The sequence below is a fragment of the Achromobacter sp. EB05 genome (assembly GCF_044232075.1).
In the GTDB taxonomy this organism is placed as follows: Bacteria; Pseudomonadota; Gammaproteobacteria; order Burkholderiales; family Burkholderiaceae_B; genus Achromobacter; species Achromobacter dolens.
The window spans coordinates 907,602-924,803 of sequence record NZ_CP155917.1 but is presented as its reverse complement, the minus strand read 5'-3'; the positions used below and the strand labels follow the sequence as shown (position 1 = coordinate 924,803).

At 68.0% G+C, this 17,202-nt stretch carries 6 protein-coding genes; 3 read left to right on the top strand and 3 right to left on the bottom strand.

The genetic code is table 11. From position 1 onward, the window contains the following. Positions 1 to 28: 28 nt before the first annotated feature. From AAID08_RS04265 to AAID08_RS04255, 3 genes are all read left to right on the top strand, one after another. Positions 29 to 1,645, top strand: a complete 1,617-nt coding sequence (locus AAID08_RS04265) for a methyl-accepting chemotaxis protein (RefSeq protein WP_116792249.1) — start codon at positions 29 to 31, stop codon at positions 1,643 to 1,645. 115 nt (positions 1,646 to 1,760) lie between these two features. After that, positions 1,761 to 2,048, top strand: coding sequence for a hypothetical protein (locus AAID08_RS04260; protein WP_054501887.1), 288 nt, complete (start codon positions 1,761 to 1,763; stop codon positions 2,046 to 2,048). A gap of 109 nt (positions 2,049 to 2,157) precedes the next feature. Further along, a complete protein-coding gene (locus AAID08_RS04255; RefSeq protein ID WP_054501888.1) occupies positions 2,158 to 2,589 on the top strand; it encodes a RidA family protein in 432 nt (143 codons plus the stop codon). Between the two features lie 36 nt (positions 2,590 to 2,625). Here AAID08_RS04255 and AAID08_RS04250 read toward each other — a convergent pair whose 3' ends face one another. The 3 genes from AAID08_RS04250 to AAID08_RS04240 are packed head-to-tail and all read right to left on the bottom strand — an operon-like array spanning position 2,626 to position 17,201. Next, on the bottom strand, positions 2,626 to 3,933 hold the full coding sequence (locus tag AAID08_RS04250) for a hypothetical protein (RefSeq protein ID WP_054501889.1): 1,308 nt from the start codon (positions 3,931 to 3,933) through the stop codon (positions 2,626 to 2,628). Between the two features lie 10 nt (positions 3,934 to 3,943). Then, complete coding sequence (locus tag AAID08_RS04245; protein ID WP_175142028.1) at positions 3,944 to 4,987, bottom strand: hypothetical protein; 1,044 nt, start codon at positions 4,985 to 4,987, stop codon at positions 3,944 to 3,946. Positions 4,988 to 4,997: 10 nt separating this feature from the next. Continuing rightward, the gene (locus AAID08_RS04240) at positions 4,998 to 17,201 is read right to left on the bottom strand and encodes a hypothetical protein (protein WP_395757380.1); all 12,204 of its coding nucleotides are present in this window, start codon (positions 17,199 to 17,201) and stop codon (positions 4,998 to 5,000) included. Position 17,202: the final 1 nt, after the last annotated feature.

Genomic DNA, 17,202 nt, shown 5'->3' with positions numbered 1-17,202 from the left:
CCCAAGACAGACACAGGAGCCCCCCACCATGCTTAAGAACCTGAAGATACGCACCGGCCTGCTGGCCGTGATGGCCATCTTCCTCCTGGCGCTGACAACGGCCACAAGCATGGGCTGGATCTATGCGCGGGACGCCGACGTCGCGGTGGACGACCTGAACTCGGTCGCCGCCGAGCAGACCCGGCCGCTGTACGAAACGCAGACGCTGCTGCTGCGCAGCCGGCTGATGCTGGTCGCCGCCTACCTGGACATCGTGTCCGGCAAGGGCAGCCAGGCCCAGGGCAGCGTCGACCAGGCCACGCAGTACCTGCAGGAAGCGCGCAAGCACTTCGCCATCTACCAGCGCGTGCCCAAGAGCACCGAGGCCGGCCTGAAGCTGGCCAGCGAACTGGACACCGTCTTCACCGCCTATGTGCGCAGCATCGAAGCGCTGGAGCAGGCGCTGCAGAAACAATCCGCCGATGGCTATGCCGCCGCCGTGGTGGACACCCGCGGCGCCGACGCCCGCTTCGCCGAACGCGTGACCGCCTTCCTGGCGCACACCGAACGCCGCAGCGCCGAGATCAATACCGCGTCCGACCTGCGCTACGAACGGGCCGAGCTGTCCACCATCATCATGCTGGCGCTGGCCGCCGCGCTGGCGCTGGGCTGCTGGCGCTTCATCGGCCGCCAGGTGCTGCAACCGCTCAGGGACGCCGCGGTGCATTTCGACCGCATCGCCTCCGGCGACCTGACCCAGCGCGTCACGGTCAATTCCAAGAATGAGATCGGCGTGCTGTTCACGGCGCTCAAGCGCATGCAGGAGAGCCTGACCCGCACCGTCAGCGAAGTGCGCCGCAGCGTCACCGAGATCAACACCGGCGCGGCCGAAATCGCCTCGGGCAACACCAACCTGTCGGCCCGCACCGAGGAACAGGCCGCGTCGCTGGAAGAGACCGCCGCGTCCATGGAAGAATTGGCCACGGCCGTCAAGCAGAACACCGAGCACGCGCACCAGGCCAACACCCTGGCGGCCGAGAGCCGCGCCATCGCCCTGCGCGGCGGCGAGGCGGTCGGCCAGGTGGTCCAGACCATGGCCCGCATCTCGGAAAGCTCGCGCCGCATCTCGGAGATCGTGTCGGTGATCGACGGCATCGCCTTCCAGACCAACATCCTGGCCCTGAACGCGGCGGTCGAGGCCGCCCGCGCCGGCGAGCAGGGCAAGGGCTTCGCGGTGGTCGCCGGCGAGGTGCGCACGCTGGCCCAGCGCAGCGCCCAGGCCGCCCGCGAAGTGAAGGACCTGATCGAACAGTCCTCCAGCAACGTCGAAAGCGGCGCCGACCAGGTCCGCGCCGCCGGCGACACCATGCAGGAAATCGTGGCGTCGGTGCAGCGCGTCACCCAGATCATGGCGGAAATCACCGAGGCCTCGACCGAGCAGTCCGTCGGCATCGACCAGATCAACGGCGCCGTGACGCAGATGGACGACGTCACCCAGCAGAACGCCGCCCTGGTCGAGGAAGCGGCGGCGGCGGCCTCGTCACTGGAGGAACAGGCCAAGCGCCTGGCGGCCACCGCCGCATTCTTCAAGCTGCCGGCCGGGACGGTGATCGACGTCACGCCCCAGGCCATCTCCGCGCCATTGAGCCCCGCCTACGTGAACTGAAAGGGTCGGTAACGCGGACGCGCCGATTTAAGACTGCGCCCGATCGGCCGTTGTCCAGAAGGTCAGGCCCCGCTCCCCCTGCGGCCGGCCTTCCCCCGACCACGAGCCCCCCCGCATGAGCCGCGCCCTCGCCTGTCATTTTTGCCTCTCGACGCTGGCGCAAGGCGCCCCGCTGCTGGAACGGAACGGCACGGCCATCTGCAAGGCCTGTGTCGACGCCTTCTCCGTCGAATTCACCGAGCGGGCCTGGGCCATGGCGTCATCGCTGGACGAACAGCTCGACGTGCTGCTGCTCGAAAGCAAGCGGGCGCTGGAACAAAGCGCCACCCTGGCCGAGCGCGCCCGGGGCTGCGGCCTGAGCCTGGCCGACCTGTCGGCGATGCCGCCGCGCACCTTGTCCTGATCCGTCGGCCCGGCCGACAAGTGATGGCGGCGGCCGCCGCCTTGACCTCAACCACGGTTGAGGTTTGATACTGCGGCTTCGTCAATACGCTTGTCCACGGAGCCTTCGCATGTCGTCCCGCATCACCCCAGCCCTGTCCTCGCTCGCCTTCATCAACCCGCCCGGCCTGTACGACCCCCGCCCCAATGGCTACTCGCACGTCGCCGTGGCCGACACGCCCGCCCGGCTGGTGTTCGCCGCCGGCCAGGGCGGCGAAAACACCCGGGGCGAGCTGTCGCCCGACTTCCTGGCCCAGGTGCGCCAGGCGCTGGACAACGTCCAGACCGCCCTGCAGGCGGCTGGCGCCACCCTGTTCGACGTCGCCAAGCTGACCGTGCTGGTGGTCGACCACAGCCAGGAGCGCCTGGCGCTCTTCTCAAACGAGATCAAGTCACGCTGGGGCGTGCACCTGGCGCCTGCCTGCACCCTGATCCCGGTGCCGCGGCTGGCGTTGGATGGCATGCTGGTGGAAATCGAGGCAACGGCGCTGCTGCCGCTCTGATCCACGCCGCCCCAGGCGGCGTGGACGCGCCGGCAATCAGGCGCCGCCGACCGGGCTGCGCTCCAGCAACGCCCGGATCATCTGCAACTGCGTCTCGAACCCCTGCAGGCGCGCATCCTGGTGCGCATTCACCGCCTGATTCCAGGCCTGCAGCGTTTCCAGTATCCGCGGCGCCTGGGCCAGCCCCTGCGCGCATTGATCCAGCACCTGGCTCTGCGCCTTCTGGGCGTCGCCCAGCTCCGCCAGCACGCCGGCGGCGCGGCGCAGCTCGGCCGACTCCTCGGTTGACGCATCCGCCAACGCCCGTACCGCGCCGACCACGGCGCCACCGCGCTCGATCAGCAGCGTCAGCGCCTCGTCGATCGAGTCCGAGCGCGCCTTGACGGTGTTCACCTGCGCGATCGCCGCGTCCTGCCAGTCGCCGATCTGCTCGAAGCGCGCCTCGATCTGCGCCTGCACACGCTCGTCGCGTTCGCGCGCCTGCGCCAATTGCCGCTGCAAGGCCTCGTGCGACTGCAGCGTCTCGGCCTGGCGCTGCGCCAGCCGCTCGACCAGTTCGCCCAGGTGGTGCACCTGGCGCGCCAGCATCTGCTCGTTCACCACGTCGCCAGGCATGATGCTCAGGCGCTGGTTGCGAACGTCCAGGCACTCCAGCATGAACTTGCGGACGGCGCGGATGTAATCCTCGATCTGCCCCCGCAGCAGCACCATCATCAGGCCCAGCAGGATCGAGCCCACCAGGCCGAAGAGCGATGCCGCGAAGGCCGTGCCCATGGCGGTCAGCGGACTCTGCAACTGCGCCACCAGGCGCCCGAAGACCTGCTCGACCTGGGACCCATCGACGGAGTTCGTGTTGAGTTCCGCCAGCATCCCGCCGACATCGCCCAGCGTATAGATCAGGCCGATGAACGTGCCGACCAGGCCCAGCGCCACCATCAGGCCGACCAGGAAATCCGGCAATATCTGGGCCTGATAGACGCGCACCCGCAGGTCCTGTACGTCCTTTTCCAGGGCCTCCTGCCCCAGCGCCAGCGTTTCCTGGCGCAGCAGCACCTTGCCCAGGGTGGTCTTGACATAAGGCAGCGTGCGCCAGTCCTTGCCCTGGCCCTCGACCTCGGCGATGAATCGCCTCAGGGCATCCCATCGCGTGTTGATCCGCAGGCTCTGGTTGACGATGAGCAGGGTGCCCACCGCGATACCCGTCAGGATCACGAAGGTGATGGCATGGCCTGATCCCAGCGCCAGCTTGATCAGGTCCGGCCAGATGGCTGACGCAACCGCCGCGCAGATCAGCGGCGACAGCACCTTCGCCACTTGCCAGCGTATTGATCGGAAACGAATCATGATCGGCTCCTCAAGGCTCGACGGACATGGAGACCGTCATGTCTTTCTGCCCGGCGGGCGCCGGGGTCATGTGCATCCGGATCTGCCCGGGCGCCACTTTCCGCTTCATCAAATAGTCCTTGATAGAAATGAGATAGAACAAAGCCGTGCGCTTGTTTTCGGTGAGCGCGTAATTCGGCACATAGATCACCACGTCGATGCTGGCGCCGCTGTCGCGCCGCGCCTCGAACTCCTTGAGCGTGCGTTGCAGGTCGTCCTCGATCTGCTGGCGGAAACGGCGGTCTTCCTGCGGCATCGTCGGCCCGAACTTGTCGACCGGTTTCTGTTTGCCCGCTCCCGCCTCGTTGCGACCCGCCCCGTTCCCCGCCCCATGTTCCAGCGCAGCCTGCTTCTTGCGCAAGGCAGCCAGTTCCTGCCGCAGGGCATCGTTCTCGCGGCGCAAGGTCGCATGCTCCAGGGCATCCTCCTCCCTGGCGGCGGCAGCGCTTGCCTGCGCCTCCCGCCTGGGGGAGGCATCGTCCCGCGCCGCGCCTTCGCGCCCACCGGACACGGCTCCGACATCGGCGCTGGAAGCGGGCTCGGCGTGAACGGCGGCCGGCATGCCCGGCGCGTCACCGCCTGCCTCCGCCGTCTGTTCAGGCCGCGGGTCGTTGCCAGGCGGCGCCGATGCCGGCTGCGCGGGCGGCGAGGCCTGCGCCTTTACATCGTCGGCGCTATCGGAGGCATCCATCGCCTCCTCCGCATGTGCGTCCTGCGCCTGATCGCCCCCGTCGCGCGCCTGCGGCTGCGCGACAGCCCGCGCGGCGGGATCCTTGCCGCCCGCCGACGCTCCGCCCGTGCCATCCCCCGCCAGCGAGGCCGAGGCCGCCCGCGATTCATCCAGGCGCTGCTCGACCAGCGCCCGCTGGATCGCCATCTTGGCCATGATGCCGCTGAACATCCCCAGCGACATGGCCAGGATCACGATCACGAAGACCAGCGCCAGCACCAGGTTGGAGAAGGCGTCCACGAAGCCCGGCCAGTAGTTGATGTTTGACGAAGATTGACTTTGCATCACAACCCTCTCAGATGACCGGATGGGCGCTGGAATGCAGCGCGCTGTCCAGCGCAAGCGCGACGTGGGTGTCCACGATCACCTGCAGCGCCAGTGAGGATTCGGTGAACACCGTGTAATCGGCTCCGTCGTTCCCTTTGATCTGGCCGCTTTCCGTCCAGAACCGCGCGCCACCCAGTTGGCCGAACTGCAGCACATCGTGCTCGCCTCCCTGTACCACCAACTGGCGGAACGCGCCGTTCAACAAGCCGTCGTTGCTCAGGGACATGGCCGACCCGACATCCGACATCAGCCGCACATCGGTAGAGTCCATGACCAGGGTGTTGCCCTGCTCATGGGCCGCCTTGTCGGCGTCCAGATCCACCGCGTTGATCGTGCCGTGGCTGCGCGCGAAATCGACCAACTGCCCGTCGCCCGTGACCTCGACTTTCTTGTCGACGATGCCGAAGGCGCCATTGGCCAGGAACACCATGCCGGGCTCGCCATGCGTCATCGGGTCGGACACCGGCCCGTCCGCGCCGGCCGGGGTCACGGTCGCCAACAAGGTATGACTCTGGCCATCGTCGACCTGGGCCTGGAAGGAGAAGGCGGTGGGGTCCCCGGCCTCGTTGACCGCGTTGCCCAACACGGCGGACTCGAACTGCGCGAATCCGGTCAGCGGCGCGAAGGCGGTCTCTCCAGGCTTGATGACGCTGACGTGCCAGTCATCTCTCAGGACCCCCTGCTGGAACAGCGTGGAATCCAGGTAGTGCCATCCCGCCTCCAGGTGCAGGGAGGCATACTGCCCGTGGGGCATTCCCCTGTCGGGCGACAGCAGGGTGTAGCCGTCGATTTTGAGCTGAACCTGATCGTCCCGGGTCGTGCTGCGGATCAGCCAGGTGCCGGCCTCCGCCTGTGCGACATGGAACCAACCCGTCGCCCGCCCGATCAGCGAAGCGTCGGACATGGTCACGCCGCTGTCGAACGCGTGCCGCCAATCGTAGGGCAGGTTGTCGGCCATGCGGGACACCACCGGCGCCACGGTCGCGGTCAACGCCAATGCGTCCGGGAAGCTGCGGTTGGCATCTTGGGGCAGGTTCCAGAACTGCACGCGCAGCCCCTCTGCCGTTCGATGCGCCGTCAAGTCCACCACCTGCAACGTCTCGTCCTTGCCCAGGGGCGCGCTCAACGTATAGTCCAGCTTCACGTGGTGCGCCGTGTCCTTCGCCCCCAGGGCCACGCCCTGCTCGGTCGGACCGGTTTGCACGTCGCGGATCACGCTGAACTCGGATTCGCCTGGGCGGCGCCATTGCATCACCCAAGACCCCACCCCGCCGGTATTGCCGGTATCGACCCGCAGGTAGTGCCAGCCCGCATCCAGGCTGACGTCGCCTTGGATGCCATTTCGCAGATACTCGCGGCCGACCATCACCCGGTCGCCATCGACGCTGACGATCTCGAAATCGTCCACCACCGGCGATCGGAATGTCCAGATGCCGGCCTGTTCGGGGCTGACGTGGAACCAGCCGCTGCCAACGTAGTTGGCGATGGTGGCATACGGCACACCCGGCAGCAGCGCGCTGTTGTACCCCCTGAAGTTAAGCTCCGGCAACTGCCCCTGGCCAGCGGGATTGGCCGTGGAAGTCGCCCAGATGTTGTTGATATTGGTCGCCTGCGCACTCCCCATATTCCACGCGAATACCGAGAACCCGCCGGTATCGAGCTGCACCGCGCTGCCCAGCGCCGCGTCGCCGTTCTGAACGCTGACCGGCGTGACGACCTGGCCCGGCGCAGGGGCGGCGATGGTCAACGCGAACGGCTGCGAGGTTGCCCCCTTGACGCCCGGTTCGTTCTCCACCGCCACGGTCAACGTGTGCGAGCCATTGTTCAGCCCTGGCGACACGTAGGTCCAGTTGCGGCCATTGGCATGGACGCTGGCGTAGCCCATCCGGGTATCGCCGTCATACAGGACGACCCGCTCGCTGCCCAGCAGACCGCGGTCCAGCGCCCCGCTCACCACCAGCGCGGCGCTGGCGATCGTCGCGCCAGACTCCACGCCGGACAATCCGCTGGCTTGGGGCGTCGACACGGACAATATCGTCGCCGCTGTCGCAATGGCAGCCTCGTCGATGAGCACGGGCAGCGCCTGCGCCGCGGCAACGCGCGTGTGCGTCGGCCCCTCGACCTGCACGGTCAGGGTCTGTGCGCCCACGCCCAGCCCCATGCCCGCGGCAGGGGTGAACGACCACGCGAAGCGGCCGTCCTTGTCCGCGGCGCCCTGTACCGTGGCATCGCCCAGCCGCACGGTTTCGCCGTTCAGCGTGCGGTACACGCCCAGGACCTCGTCCCGTCCCAAGCCGTGAGACAACGATCCGTTCAAGGCTTGCGCCGGATCCACGCGGCTGGCGAGCGCATCGATGCGGATGGCGTCGTCACCCAGCACCACGACCGGATAGGCTGCGGCATGCACCGGATCCGGCGCGGGCACCGGCTGCTCGTTGATGCGCAGCGAGAACGTGTGTTCGCCCTCGGACAAGGGCGGCGCGTTGAAACGCCAGCGCGTGCCGACAACCGCGGCTGCGCCCAGCAGCACGTCGTTGTCGAAGACCTGCACCAGGTCGCCGGCGCGCGGCTCCCGCGCCAGCGTGCCGAAGATCCCGACCCGCTTGCCATCCAGGCTCTGGCCAGGCCGGACACTTTGCGCCGCAAGCGTGTCGAAACGGCTGTCGGCCGACAGCACCTGCCCGGTCGACAGGGCGATCACGGCCTCGATCAACCCCGCCTGCAAGGGGTCCGGCGCGGCGTCATGCACGTTGACGGCCAGCGTCTCGAACACCAACGGCGTCGTGGGGCTGTTGCCGGCGCCGCCGATCGAGATCTTGAAGTCGTGCTGGCCATTGCCCAGCGGCACCTCGATGTCGAAATGCCACTGCTGCTCTTGAACACTGGCGCGTCCCAGGAGCTGGGCGCCGTCGCGGACTTCCACGTACTCGCCATCGGCCAGCGGCGCGGCCAGCGCTCCGCTGATCGTGAACTGCCGCTCGCTGGTGTTCTGCCCCACCACGACGCCCTTGGCGTCCTTGACCTCGATGCCCTCCAGCCCTTGCAGGTGGAAGCTGAAGGTGGGCGAAGGCCTGCCATGGATCGCGCTATCCTGCGCGGTATAGGTGGTACCCGCCCGCGCCGCGTTGTCCACTGTCGCGAACAGATTGACGGTGCCGAGCGCCATGTCCACGTCGCTGCGCCATTGCCAATTGGTTCCGGTGACCGTGGCCTCACCCAGGTAACTGACGTTGCCCTGGCCGTCATCCTGCCAGAGGCGCAACACCTGCGCGTTCGACAACGCCGCGCTGAGCCTGCCGGAAACCAGCGGACGCCGGAAGTCGATGTCCCCACCCATCGGCACATTGCCCACGACCGGGCCGTCATCGTCGCGCACGGTCACGATCGACACGGTCTGGGCGGGCGTGCTGCTGTCCTTGCGGAAGGACACGCTGTCCCCGGTCTCGGCAATGGCGGTGGTGGCCCCCACCACTTCCACCGACAGGACGTGCCGGCCGTCCAGCAGCGGCGCATCCGGCCGGAAGGACCATTTCAGCGGGTCGGCCCTGTCGATCACGGCCTGGCCCAGCTCGGAGGTGGCGCCATTGAAGGTATCCGACACGCGCAGGCGTTGCCCGAACTCGGCCAGCGGCGCGCTCAATGTGCCTTTGATGAGCGGAGTGGCCTCGTCGGTCAGGCGCGAGCCTGGATCTTGATCCAGCAGGTTGCCCTGCAAGGCCCCCGTCTGGTCGTTCAGCTCGGTGATGGTGAGATGCTGGACCTGGAAATTGGCTATCGCCGCGGCGATGTCGTTGCCGATCCCCGTCAACCGGTTCTCGGGAATCGCGCTCAGCGTGTAGGAGCCCGACGGCAGGGCCTCGCCTATCCGGAACTCCCAGGTCGTGTCGGTCAACATCCGGGCCACGCCCAGCCGCTGCCGCTCGCCGTCCTGCGGTTGTCCGTAGACCACGATCTGATCCTGTCCACCCAAAGCGGTGCTGACGGTGCCGCGCAATGTCGCGATCTGGCCCTCGATGGTGGAATTGGCGCTCAACTGGCCCGGCCGCTGGCCGTCGATCAGCCCCGTGATCGACGCGAACAGATCCGGACTCGGCCCGCTTCCGGCCGCCACCAGCGTCAACGCCGTCTGCGCCGACAACGCGGGCGCCACGCTGGCATCCCCGGCATCCACGCCCGCTGGCAGCGCCACCACGCTGTACTGATGATCCCCCGCCAACTGATCGGAAGACGTCAGCGCATAGCTCCATTTCTTGCCTTCCAGCGTCGCGCTTCCCAATGCCACGCCATCGCGCCGTACCTGCAGCGTGGTCCCGGCCGGCAACTCGCTCGCCAGGTGGCCGGACAACATCAGGTCGCCGCTGCCGATCAACGCCACCAGTCCGCCGTCCGCCAGGAGCTGCGCGTTGTCAGGCGCGTCGATCGTGATCGCATTCTGGTAGACGGTGGTCCGCGCCTCGCTGTCCGGGGCCGGCGCCAGCGTCGCCAGATTGACCGGTCTGACAGCCACCTGGTGGGCGCCCGGCGACTGCGCCCACAGCGTGTAGGACCAATTGGTACCCGAGGCATCGAACCCGGCCAACCCCACGTCCTTGCCGTCGATGGACACCATGACGCCCATGCCCGGCGTCACCGCCTCGGTGGTGGTGCCGGTCAGCATCGTCAAGCCGCGGTCGGTGAAGATGGGCTCGGCGCCTGTCGTCAAGGTGACGCCGAACGCGGGCGCGTCGGCGCCGCTCACCATGACATTAACGGGCGCCAGGCTCCGTACCGCCTCGACCGGCACGCCGCCATCGAGCAACACGTATTCGACCCGGTGCATGCCCGTCGCCAGGTCCGCGCGCAGTTGGAACGTCCACGCGCCGTCCGCGCCGACGGACGCCTCGCCTGCCGCGTCACCATCGACCAGCACGCGCACCGACAGTCCCTGCGTTCTATCCGTATTCACCCTGGCCCGCAGGATCGGACGCAGCGTTTCGACAGCGCCCTGCGCCGACAGGTCCTGCACCGATATCGGCGAGAGCGACAGCACGTTGACATCGACCGTATCCGACCGCACCGCGCCGAAGCTATCCCCTCTGTTCTCGATGGCCGCGTAAATATGGCTTGCGCCGGCCGGCAGCGATACCGGCGGCCGCAACGACCAGGTCAGGCCGTCGGTATTGGCCGTGCCCAGCAGTTGGACAACACCGTCATGCTCGGCGTAGACCCGCAGCACCTCGAAGGCGTTCAGCGCCTGCCCCAAAGTGCCCGACAAGCGCGGACGCGTATCGTCGAGCACCGCCGTCGTCACCACCTCGCGCCGCGGCACCTCCTGCCCGCGCGCGGTCCGGTCCCACGTACCCAGCAGATTGTTCGAATCCAGCACCGACGTGATGGCCACCGCATGACCCGGCCGCAGCGTCGACACCGTGATTTCCGGGGTTTGCGCCGACATGCGCGACACCCCGTCGGACGTCAGCAGCACGGCGCTGAAGCGCTGGCTGCCCGCCTCCACGTCCGCCTGCGGCGTGAAGGACCACGACACTCCGTCGGCGTCCATCTGGGCCTCGCCGAGCCTGTTGCTGCCTCGGAAGATCGCCAGCACCTCGCCACTGCCGAGCGGCTGGGCCAGATGGCCCTTCAAGGTCGGACGCGCGTCGTCGGTGCGCATGAGGACCGGGCGTCCGTTTGCCCCGAGGGATTCAAGCGCGAACAGATCTCCGCGGACATCCCCCTGGTCATCGATCAGCGCCGTGATGCTCACGGACTGCTGGTGCACGACGAAGTCCGACGAAAGCGGGCCTTGCAGGGCCTGAGGATCCGCCCGGTTGACCACGCGGGCATTGAATACCGTGTCGCCAAAGGGAAGCTCCCGGTCGACCTGGAACGTCCATTCGGCATTCGCATCCACGGTGGCATAGCCCAGGAGGACCTGATCGGCCTGCCCGGGCAAGCGGCCGTACACCGCCACGCTCAGCCCCCCGGCCAGCCGCGCGGAAACACTGCCCTTGAGCTGTGGCAGCGCGTCGTCGGACGGCACCCCGGTGGCGTTGGCGCCCGTGAATGAGGATCCCGCCCCGTATATGTCGCGGGCCTGGCTGATCGTCGCGGTCTCGGTGGGCGCGCCACCGTCGATGTAGACCGTATGCGATGCCGACACCGCCCGCAGTTCGGCGCCGTCATGGTCCGTGACCTGGACCGCGATGACATGGGCGCCATCCCCGAGGACTTCGTCATCGGCCAGCGTGCCCGACCACGTCAGGCTGGCCTGATCGAACGTGACATGGCCATCGCGAGGCGCATCGTCGATAACCAGCTTGAGGACTTCGCCCTCTCCCAGCGGCGCGCCCAGGTGACCGCCAAAAACGAACTTCCCCTGTTTCGAGGCGCCATCGACCCCGGGCAGCAGGATGTTCTGGTCCAGGTGCGCCGGATCCGCGATGGAGTCCAGGGTTACCTGTTGCACATGGATGGTGAATTCCGACGAGGCATCGCCCTCCTTGCCCAGTACGATATTCTCGACTCGCGCCAGGAACGTATGGACACCAGCCCCAAGCGGTTCCCGGTTCTGGAAAGTCCACTCGGTGTCCGTGGCCAAGGCTTCTCCCAGCCGCACCATCTGACCGTCGATACGGTCATACAACACCACGCGGCGGGTATCGGCGTTGATCGGTTTGTCGAGCTTGCCGCGCACGATGCCGCGAGTGTCATCGGTGCTGACGCCCGCCTGGGTCAACAGGGCCTGCAGCGGCCCGGCGTGGTCTTCGTAGCCGACGATTTCCGCGTGTTCCTGGGGAACCTGGGTGTCGACCGTGAAGCCCACCTTCGTCACCGCCCGCACCGCGCGCGTGGAGGCATCCTCGATACGCGCCGACACCTCGTAGCGTCCCTCCTGCCAGACTCGCGGCGCGCCATTGCTTTGCGGCAGGCTGAAAGTCCAGTCGGTGCCGTTCGCCTCGAACTTCGCCACGCCAACCGGCGTGAACAGGGCGGCGCCCTCGCCCTTCACGTAGATCGTCACCCGCTCCGACGGCAGCAGCAGCGGCGCCCCGAGCTGGCCACGCAGCGTCACTTGGTTGTCGGCGGTGCCATGGCCATCCCGGCCCAGCACATTGACACCCGTGGTCGGTTCGACCACTTCGGACACCTGGATGCTGTTCACGTTCACCGAGGTCGCCAGCGTATTGCTGGTCAGCCCCGAATTGACCGCCACCACTCGCGCGTGAAGCGTCGCGAGCCCATCCGGCAATGCTTCGGTCAGGGTGTAGGTCCAGTTGACGCCGTTCAGGGTTGCCGCGCCCAGGCGGCGCATGGCGCCGTCCTCGCGCGACAGGAACACCTGCACTTGCTGGCTCGCCCCCACCGCCTCGCTCAGAGTGCCGCTGACGACCGGCCTCCGGTCGTCGGTGCTGGCGCGAAAGCCGACCGGCCCCACCTGCGAGCCATCGGCGCCCACGCGATCGGTTACGTTCACCGTCAGCACCACCGCCGTCACCGGCTGGGCGACGGCGTCGATCGTGATGGGAACCGTCGAATCCGACAGCAGGACCTGAGGCCTTGCACCGGCGACGATCCGCTCCACCCTGACCTGGAACCCGTGCGCGCCGTTGCTCAAACCCGCGGTTGGCTGGAAGCTCCAGGTGGTGTCCGCCACGGTCGCCACGCCCAGCAGGACCGCAGCGGTGCCATCGACCGAATCATAGACCGCGACGCGCTCATTCGGCCCCAGCGGCATGCCCAGCCTGCCCGACAACTGCGGGCGCACGTCGTCGGTGAAGGGCGGCTGGGCGAACAGCTTCGCATCCAGCAGATTGCCCTGCAGCGCACCGACACTGTCCTGGACCGCGTTGATGGTCAGTTGGCTTTCCCTGGCGGTGAATGTCTGGCCCACCGGTCCCAATTGCCCGTTGGCCCGGTTGACGATCCGGGCCGAGAACGTATGGTCACCCAGTTCCAGGCCTCCGGGCGGCGTGAAGCGCCAACTGCCGTCGGCGGCGTCGGCATTGAGCGTGGCCAGGCCCAGTACGTTCTCGACCACCCTGCCATCGGGCTGTCTCACGGAGTCTACGATCTGCACCGCGCGCGATGCCGGCAGCGTATTCCCCTCCAGCAGCACGCCCGAGATCAGCGGCCGGCGATCATCGGTGCTCTGACCGGGAGCCAGCGCGCCGACGAAGCCGCTGTTGCCGGGAATCTGGTCACGAACCTCAGTGATGTTGACGACCCCCGTGGGCGTGCCATCATCGAAGTCAATTTCCCGGTCCACCGCCAGACGAATCTGCCCGCTGGCCGTGTCCAGCACTCGCACCGACAAGGTGGAATGCCCTTCCGGCAACTCACCCGCGCCGCCTTGCGACCCGCCCAGCTCCAGTTGCCAGGTGAATCCGCCCTGCGGGCGCTCGATCAGCGAAGCTTGGCCCAGCACCGTCTCCTTCCCTGCTTGCGCCGCCACGATCTGCAACGCCTCGCCCTCTCCCAGCGCGGTGCCCAGTTGGCCGCGCAGCACCGGCGCATGGTCGTCGGTCAGGAACGGACCGTCGCCGTCGAACACATTGCCCCTGATGGGGCCGGCGGCGTCATCCAGCTCGCTGAAGGTCAGGCTGTTGATACGCAGATCGAATTCGGCATGCCGCGGTCCCATGGCGTCGCCGCCGTTCACCACGCCCGCCATCAGGCGATAGTTGCCCTCGGCCAGCGGGGGATCGATCCGCAGCGACCAGGCCAGGCCCGTTTCATCGATCTGCGGCTGGTAGGAGAAGGACCGGCCGGGATTGTTGACGTCCTCCACGCGGACTTGCAGGCGTTGTCCGGCGAGCAACGGGCCTGACAGCGTCCCGGACAGCGAAGGTTGCGTGTCGTCGGTGGAAGCGCCGCTGACGATCAGGCCCGTGTAGACGCCCACGTCATCCATGACCTGGTCGATCACCACCTGCTGCTCGGGCAGCTCGGTGCTTACGATGACGGCAGGCGGAGCCGCGCTGAGCAGGGCCTGTGGCGCCCCATCCTCCGGCCCGGCGCGCTCGACCACGGCGCGCAGCCGGTGGACGCCATCCCTCAGTTCGCCGTCAGCGGGGAATTCGTAGCGCCACGTCGCTCCCGAGCCTTCGCTGGCAGGCGTGACGTCCGCCTTGCCCACCAGTGTCGGCGCGCCGCCATTGAGGGCGTCGTAGATGGCCACGTACTCGCCTGGCGCGGGCAGGCTGCCCAGCGCGCCCGTCAGGATAGGCTGGGTGTAGTCCGTCACGGGACTCGTGGTCTCCAACAGGTTGACTTCGGTCACGCCCGGAACGATCACGCCGTCGAACGACAGCGACTGCACGTTGACGTCCCAGGAGCCCCAGTTGGACGTTGCGTCCGGCGCATCGGCATCGACGCCCTCGGGATAGACCGGCGCGTACGCATCCAGGCCCGGCGAGAACACCTTGACCACGACGTGATGGCTGCCAAACGCCATGTCCGACACCGGCGTGAAGGACCATTGCGGCAATTGCCCCTCGCCGGCCGGCGCCACGTTGGCGTAACCCAGCAAGCGTTCGGCTCCGCCGTTCAGGCTATCGGCCAGCACCAGCACCTGGTCGCCTTCCAGCGCCGCGCTGAGCGTGCCGCTGAAGGAAGGCCGCCGATCGTCGGTGCTCATGTTGGAACTGAGCGCGCCCACGAAATCGTAGGGATCGGTGGATGGATCGCCGACGTCGTCGGCCACCATGACGATCTGCGCGGCCTGGGTCGGCTGTATGCCGACCAGCGTGGGCTCGGTGTACTGGTACGGGTGCGACACGGTTTCCGTCGTGTTGCCGGCCACGTCGCTGATGCGCGCCAGGATGTCGCCCGCGCCGTACCTGGAGAATCCCACCGCGACGCTCCATGACGCGCCGTCGGCCGACAGCTCGCCCACGGTCCACGTGGCGCCGCCGTCGATCGACACCATGATCCGGTCGTCACTGGTCACCGTGCCAAGCACCTTGCCGCGGATCGTCTGCGCCGGCTGCGTGAACAGGAAGCCGCCCGGCAGCACCGCGCCCGCGAACGGCGTGCTGATGCTGTCGATGGAAGCCACGCGGGCGTCCGGCGGCGTGACGTCCAGCACGAATGCATGCGAGGCGCCGGGCAGCGTCAACGGCTGCTCGCCGTCGACACCAGACACCGCCACACGCGTCAGCAGCCGCGCGTCCTCGCCTTCGCCGTCCAGCCGCAGGAAGCCGGAGACCCAGGTGCCGCCGCTCGCGCCATCAGCGGCGGGCGTCGCCTCGGCCTCCACCCAGGTCTTGCCGCCATCGGCCGACACCTCGATATGGGTGTTGGGCCCCAACGTGCCGAGATAGTGGCCGGACACGGCCTGCACCGGCTGATTGGTGATGAAGTCGCTGGGCGAAACGCCGGTATCGGCGCTCAGGCCGGTGATCTCATCGACCTCCACGCTGACCAACCCATAGGTCCGCAGGTCGGATCCGGCGATCAACTCGCCCTGGTCGTCGACGATTGCAGCGAACAAGCGCTTGGCGCCGTCCTCGCCCAATGTGTTCTCGCCGTAGTCCCCGGCCCGCAGCACCACGCTGCCGGCGGCCACGTCCTCCGCCGTCAACACGCGCGACAGGATGGTGCGGCCATCGAGCAGATGCAGCTCGACGCGCTGGCCGGCGCTGATGCGGTCGGCGCTGCCGGTCCATGACACCGTCACCGACGGCTGCGCATCCTTGCCCAGCGCATCGAGCGCGGGGAGGGGCGACGCCTCCGCGTCCGTGAACGTCGCCGCCACGGACGCCCAGGGCATCTGCGGCAACGTGAAGGTATCGAACAGGGCGGGATCGACCAGCCTGCCGAGCAGCACATTGGCTTCCTGCATGGCCGCCAGCAGGACCGCGCCCTCGATCGTCGGCGCGATCCGCAAGGCGCCATCGGCATCCGGCGCCAGGCCGCCGGCCAGAAGCTGCAGGGTGTTGCCCAGCGCGCCCGACACCGAATCCATGCCGGCCAGGGCCGCCAGCACCTTGCCATAAGCCTGCGCCGCGACCGACGCCTGCGCGAACGTGTCGGCATTGATGGCCACCACCGGCCCCAGGATGTCGACGAGCTGCGCATCGCTGGTGAACTGCGACATGAGCTTGGTCACCGCGGCCGCCATCGCGTTGACCTGCTCGGCCGACACCCCGTCCAGCGGCGCGGAGGGATCGGCCGGCGCGCCCACCAGGCGCGTGACGAGTTCGGTCAGCGGCGTCACCGAGATCGACAGTTCGGTCTGCCCCTCGGCGCGGTAGCCGATTGCGCTCAGCGTGGGGAAATCCGTCGCGGCGAATTGCGCCGCCTGCTCCGCCGTCATCCCCTGGGCCAGCGCCAAGGCCTGGCGATATTCATCGATATAGCCCTGGCCGTCGCGCGCCTTGTCGGACACCACCACGCGCACCAGGCCGACATAGTCGGATGGCAGTTCGGCGCGGTAGGACAGCACCTGGCCGCCGGGTCCCAGCACCAGGTCGCCCTCGCCCAGCGACTGCCCCTGGCCGTCGTACAGCGAAATCGACAGCGTCTGCGCATGGTTGAACACCCCGGCCGCGAGGCCCCCCGTGACCGTGACGGCCGGCTTTGCCGGCGTGTCGCCGTCAGGGTCCGGCGTCGGCGACGGCGTGCTCCCGCCAGCCTCCGGCTGCTCCCCGGCGTCTGGCGCGGGCGCCGGCGCGGCCGGCCTGTCTTCTTCCTTGCCCTTGCTCTTGCCCTTCTGGCTGGACAGCCCCAGCGCCAGGCCAACGAGGCCGACCACGCCGAACATCCAGCCGTACTCCTGGTACCAGGCCAAGGGTTCCCCCGTGCCTTTGCCATCCTCCTTGGGCGCGCCCTGCGCGCTGTCCGACGGCACGGCCGCCGCCTCCTCGGCGAAGCCGAGCGTCTCTTGCGTCGTGGGTTCGGAGATCGGCACCTGCAGCGCCTCGGCGGCGTCCTTGAGCGCGGTGCTGTCGATATCCACCTTGGAGAACAGCTCCGCACCCGACAGCGATTGGTCATCGAACTGCAATTCGGGCGAGGGGCGCTCCAGGATCTTCACTGCCAGGCCGGGCAACAGCACTCGGCTGCCATCCTTCATCAGCGCGACCACGTCGACACCGACGATCGCCATGGCCTTGACGTCGGAGAGCTTGAAGTTCAGCGGAATGCGGCCGTCTTTGGCAAAGGTGGAGAGCGTCCTGAATCGATTTTTCATG

What these genes read in the sequence shown, in the direction of transcription:
- AAID08_RS04260 (WP_054501887.1), top strand. Translation starts at nt 1,761, where the DNA reads ATGAGCCGCGCCCTCGCCTGTCATTTTTGCCTCTCGACGCTGGCGCAA.
- AAID08_RS04240 (WP_395757380.1), bottom strand. Translation starts at nt 17,201, where the DNA reads ATGAAAAATCGATTCAGGACGCTCTCCACCTTTGCCAAAGACGGCCGC.
- AAID08_RS04250 (WP_054501889.1), bottom strand. Translation starts at nt 3,933, where the DNA reads ATGATTCGTTTCCGATCAATACGCTGGCAAGTGGCGAAGGTGCTGTCG.
- AAID08_RS04265 (WP_116792249.1), top strand. Translation starts at nt 29, where the DNA reads ATGCTTAAGAACCTGAAGATACGCACCGGCCTGCTGGCCGTGATGGCC.
- AAID08_RS04245 (WP_175142028.1), bottom strand. Translation starts at nt 4,987, where the DNA reads ATGCAAAGTCAATCTTCGTCAAACATCAACTACTGGCCGGGCTTCGTG.
- AAID08_RS04255 (WP_054501888.1), top strand. Translation starts at nt 2,158, where the DNA reads ATGTCGTCCCGCATCACCCCAGCCCTGTCCTCGCTCGCCTTCATCAAC.